Here is a 4,813-nt window from a genome sequence, read left to right as displayed (position 1 = left end):
CGTACTGCAGCAGGCTGCCCGTCAGCTCCAGCAGGTACTCCTTGGCTTCTTGTGGCGTGGCGTAGAAGGCCCCGCCGCGTCCCCGGCGCGGCCCTGACCGCCGTCTGCGCCGCGTAGCCGCAGCCCAGACCAGCGACCAACGCCACCTGGCTCGGACCAAAGACCCGTCACGACCTTCGACCGCGTGGCCCACCACGGCCGCGCGGTCGTCGCCGTACCCGAAACGCTCCATCACGACGAGGAGACACGACCCGTGGCAATCATCTGCTACGTCAGCGCTATCGATCCCGCGCAGCCGGGCACCGTCCACGCCCGCTACGTCCACTTCGACGGCTACCCGCTGACGCTCATCGCGGAACTACGCAGCATCTGGGCCACCACCGCCCGCCGCGACACTCAAGCCCTTATCGACGCGGTCCTCGCCTACGACTGGTACTACCTCGGATCCGACGTCACCCCAGACACCCGGTCGTTCCGTCATCAGCACCCCGCCGGCGGTGTGGGCGTGACGTTCGACGACACCGCTCCTGAGCCCGTCACTGTCTTTCCGCTCAGCCGCGCCGTCGACCTCGACGCCTCGTGGGTCTACGTCATCAACCCCACCGACGACACCGTCACCGTGCACACCGGCGACGGCGATCCGGTGGGCGTCCACAGCCTCGGCTAATCAGCATCTCGGAGGACCAGTCATGTCCAATCGCGCCTCTTACCTCGCCCGTTGCCAGGTCACGCCCGACCGCGCCTGCGCCGCGCGGCCCGACCGTACCCGCCCGAGAGTCCGGCGGGAGCCGACGTGACGCTCCGATCATTGGTGTCCGTCGCGGTGGCGCTCGTCGCCGTGTTCATGCTCTGCGCCGGTGGGCTCGGCGGATTCCTCGGCGGCGGCACGGCTGCCGCCGAGTGTGTCCCCACGGCCACCTCACCCGACTCCGCGTCAACCATCACCGCGTCGTCACCCGCGCCGCCACGCCAGTGGCCGGCGATCGGCGACTGGGACAGCGACCAGGTCGCTAACGCCGCCGCGATCGTCACCACCGGCGCCCAACTTTGGCTACCAGCGCACGGCTGGGTGATCGCGGTCGCCACCGCCCTGCAGGAGAGCACCCTGCGGAACCTGCCCGGCGGCGACCGGGACTCGGTCGGGTTGTTCCAGCAGCGCCCCAGCCAAGGGTGGGGCACTCCCGCCCAGCTTCAGGACCCTGTCTACGCGTCGGAGAGGTTCTTCGAGAAGCTGGCCACGGTCAAGGGCTGGCAGGCGATGCCGCTCACCGAGGCCGCCCAGGCCGTGCAGGTCAGTGCCTTCCCCGACGCCTACGCGACATGGGAGGGACCCGCCACCCACCTGGTCACCGCGATCGCCGACGCCGCCGGCCTACCCAGCGATGGCCTGGCCACGTGTGGGGCCACCGGCCCGTGGACGCAGCCGATCCTCGCCCCTGTCGGGTCGGGCTTCCGCGGCTCGGACCGGCCCGGTCACAACGGCGTCGATCTCAGCGCGGCGCGCGGCACCACCATCCGCGCCGCGTCCGCCGGGACCGTCCGCACCGTCGCCTGCAACGCCGTCCACGCCGACACCGGCGCCGATTGGGGCTGCGACCGCGACGGCGACCCCGCTCGCACGCGCGGGTGCGGCTGGTACGTCGACATCGTCCACCTCGGCGGCTTACTCACCCGCTACTGCCACATGGATCAACCCCCGATGGTGACGGTCGGGCAGCCGGTCGCCGCAGGCCAGCCCATCGGCGTCGTCGGCTCCACCGGCCACAGCTCCGGCCCGCACCTGCACTACGAGGTGCACCACCACAGCGATGCCAGCCCGAACGGCGCCATCGACCCGGTGCCCTTCATGGCCGCACACGACGCCCCGCTCGGCACCAGACCCTAGCGGCGATGCCGGCGGCCCCATGATCACCCAGCTCGACGGCCGTCCCGTCCGCGGACGACCGCCGCAACCCCGATCCACGAATCCCCAAGGAGGAAGGCACGTGAGCACACCCGTCCTGATCGGTGTCGCCGCACTCCGCGGCGGGTACACCGCCCGATCCATCCAGCTCGGCGAGGACCCGGAGGTCCTGGTGCCGCTGCTGCGCCGGATCTGGACCGACACGTTCGGCCGCGACACCGACGCCATGGCAGCCGCGCTGCTGGCCCGCAACTGGTGGAGCCTCGCCGTCAACCCCACACCCCGGCGATGGCACCAACAGCCGCCCGTAGCGGGGCTGGGCTACCCGACCGTCACCGAGAACAACACCATCCGGCAGGGCTCGCTGCGCGAGGACCTCGACGGGTTCGACGAATGGATGTACCTGCTGCGCCCCAACCAGCGGCTGCTGGTGGTGTACGAGGCGACGGTCCACGGCCGCTGGCTGCGGCACAGCGTCCACCACCTCGACCCGATCGAGGACCTGTTCGTCACCGCACCCGCCCTCGACGAGGGCGGCCCGGAGATGACCGTGTGCACCGTCTGCGGCGCCGTCGACGAGATCGACCACATCGAGGTGCCGTCCATGGCCGGCTACGGCCACGACACCGCCACCAGCTGCACCCGCTGCGGCTCCTCTGTCGCCACCGACCCGATGTTCGGCGCCCACCTCACCCGCAAGCCCTGGCCACCGCACTCCCCCACCACGGGTGACACGACGGGCAGCACCCGATGAGCACACCCGCCCCAATGCCACCGCCACCCACCGGCGGCGACGGCCTGTCCACTCACCGATCGGAGAGCACCATGACCTACCAGCCCGGCCAGCGCGTCGCCCTAGTCCACACCAGCGACCCGCACACCCAGTTGCGGCCCGGCGACACCGGCACCGTCCGCCGCCACGACCAGCAGCAAAACATCGTCGAGGTCACCTGGGACAGCAGCTCATCCCTGTCGATGTGCCTCGACGCCGGCGACCGCATCCAACCGATCACTACCACCCCGCCGCCCACCGGTGGGCTGGTCGCCGAGGCCACCGGATGGGCCACCGCGCTGCAGCGAATGCGCGCCGCCGGCACCGAGGCCGGCCACACCGCCGCCGAATGGTGGGCACAGGACACCATCGGCGCCCGCGCCAGCGGCGACACCCGCCTGGCCGCCCGCCGGGTCCTGGCCGGCATCGACGATGGGGATCCCGCCGTCCTCGACGCCCTGCCCCGCTACACCTCGGTCGGACAGGCGGTCGACACCGCCGGGTGGGAGCTGTTCGCCGACGCCACCGGCGACGTCTGCGGCTGGTTCGGGCTGCGCATCCAGCAGCGCGACGAGGCGATGACCGTCTACCGCGACGCCTTCGACACCGCCGCCACCGACCGGATCGCGGACCTGTGTCACCTAGCGGCCAGCCCCACGGGTACCGACGTGTCCCACCTCCACCCCGACCGGGTCCGTGTTGGCGACGTCGGCGTGTTCTCCGGCGACTGGGCGCGTGCCGCCGACCTGGACGGCAGTGACCGCATCGAGGTGGGGTTCGTCGGCATCCTGATCGAGCACTGGAACGGCTGGGCGGTGTTCTCCTGCACCCGCCAGGTGGCCGAGGCGATCGTCGCCGACCAGCAACGCCACCGCGACCAGTACCGCGACAGCCTCCGGGAGACCGGCGTATCGGCAGACGAACTGGACCGTCGGGTCGACGCAACGCTGGCCAACCTGTCTTTCGACGGCCACGTCATCATCGCCGACCAACGCGCCATGTCCGACGACCCCGACGCCATTGAACGCATCACCCCGGACGGCGACGGCCGGTACGTGGTGATGGGCCGCAACTGGCGCTGGGAGCCCGTCGACCCCTACGCCTGCGACCGGATCGTCGGCGACCCTGCCCGCACCCGATCAGGCATAGGCCGGCACAGCCGACCAGAACCCGCCGCGCCTGCCGAGGCTGAGCCGAATTCGGCGGCCGCATCCGACACACCCCACGACAGGTAAGACCAACAGGAAGGAACCCAGTGACCATCCGTACCCAAGAGGAAATCGTCACCCGGATCTGGGCTCTCCGGGCCAACAGCGGGGACGCCTTCGGCTTCCGGGAAGAGGTGCTCGTGGAGGCACTCGACCTCAACCATGCCCACCAAGTCATCGCCCCTCGACACCCGGTCGAGTGGAACCAGCGGGCCGACCACGAGAGCTACGCCCGGGACTACCTTCGATTCGCCATCGGGAAGATCATCGACCACCGGGGCAACTCGGCGAGCCGGTCGGTGGACAAGCTCGGCGAACTCGCCTGGCTCCTCGGCCGCGACGACATCGTGGCGGCGATGGATCACGCCGACTACCCGATGTACGGGGCGCCGAAGGTCAAGGCGTTCGCCGACGGCTTCGGCTGGCCGCTCCTCGACGACCTTGAGGGCGACGACAGGCTGGCCCTGGCCCGGATGGCCGAGGGACAGCAGTGCGACCCGCAGGGCTGCGAACGGGGCTGCGCCGACTGACCACGACCGCGCCGCGCGCATCGCTCTCGGCCCTCACGGTGCACGCGTAGTCAGCCGGCGCTCCCGCGATCCGGCACCGCGCACCCATTCGACTTGATCGATTGGGCTGGCGGGGGTTCCATCGTTGGCGCCGACACCGCCCACGCGGCCTCGACACCGACCAGTACGCACCGGCGGCGACCCGACGTGTCGCCGTAACCCTTCAGCACCACCGGGGTGTGGTCGCCCACCTGCCCGGCCCGACGCGGGCCGGCAGGGGTTGGCCCACCCGTCTCCGCTGTGCGGTACCCACCGCCCGCGCACCCGGAGACCGCTGCTGCCGGTCCGACTCGCCGAGGTGATCGGTGATCCGGAACGCGCCGCGGTGCTGCTCGGGCCGGCGAACTCGGCCGCCTGGCTC

General features: G+C 71.2%; 6 protein-coding genes. 5 read left to right on the top strand and 1 reads right to left on the bottom strand.

Annotated features, from left to right (window positions below):
• Positions 1 to 232 (bottom strand): hypothetical protein (locus tag ABZ749_RS29565; RefSeq protein ID WP_357233549.1); only part of this gene is annotated, 232 nt, incomplete at its 3' end.
• 21 nt (positions 233 to 253) lie between these two features.
• Here ABZ749_RS29565 and ABZ749_RS29560 point away from each other — a divergent pair.
• The 5 genes from ABZ749_RS29560 to ABZ749_RS29540 all read left to right on the top strand — a co-directional run bounded on the left by ABZ749_RS29560 (position 254) and on the right by ABZ749_RS29540 (position 4,413).
• Positions 254 to 667 (top strand): hypothetical protein, encoded by a 414-nt coding sequence (locus ABZ749_RS29560; RefSeq protein WP_357233547.1) that lies wholly within the window; start codon positions 254 to 256, stop codon positions 665 to 667.
• Between the two features lie 126 nt (positions 668 to 793).
• Positions 794 to 1,885, top strand: a complete 1,092-nt coding sequence (locus ABZ749_RS29555; RefSeq protein WP_357233545.1) for a M23 family metallopeptidase — start codon at positions 794 to 796, stop codon at positions 1,883 to 1,885.
• Between the two features lie 100 nt (positions 1,886 to 1,985).
• Positions 1,986 to 2,657: a hypothetical protein gene (locus ABZ749_RS29550; RefSeq protein WP_357233542.1), complete on the top strand. Its 672-nt coding sequence runs from the start codon at positions 1,986 to 1,988 to the stop codon at positions 2,655 to 2,657.
• Positions 2,658 to 2,728: 71 nt separating this feature from the next.
• Positions 2,729 to 3,910 carry a DUF4314 domain-containing protein gene (locus ABZ749_RS29545; protein ID WP_357233540.1) on the top strand — a complete coding sequence of 394 codons (1,182 nt, stop codon included), beginning with the start codon at positions 2,729 to 2,731 and terminating at the stop codon, positions 3,908 to 3,910.
• Between the two features lie 20 nt (positions 3,911 to 3,930).
• Positions 3,931 to 4,413, top strand: a complete 483-nt coding sequence (locus ABZ749_RS29540) for a hypothetical protein (RefSeq protein ID WP_357233538.1) — start codon at positions 3,931 to 3,933, stop codon at positions 4,411 to 4,413.
• Positions 4,414 to 4,813: the final 400 nt, after the last annotated feature.

The sequence above is a fragment of the Micromonospora sp. NPDC047753 genome, from assembly GCF_040642735.1.
Lineage (GTDB): Bacteria > Actinomycetota > Actinomycetes > Mycobacteriales > Micromonosporaceae > Micromonospora.
Note: the sequence above shows the minus strand (reverse complement) of the source record. Positions and strands in the feature narration are given on the sequence as shown.

Bases quoted from the DNA above. Each gene is read 5' to 3' on its own strand.
- ABZ749_RS29545 (WP_357233540.1), top strand. From the start codon at position 2,729: ATGACCTACCAGCCCGGCCAGCGCGTCGCCCTAGTCCACACCAGCGAC.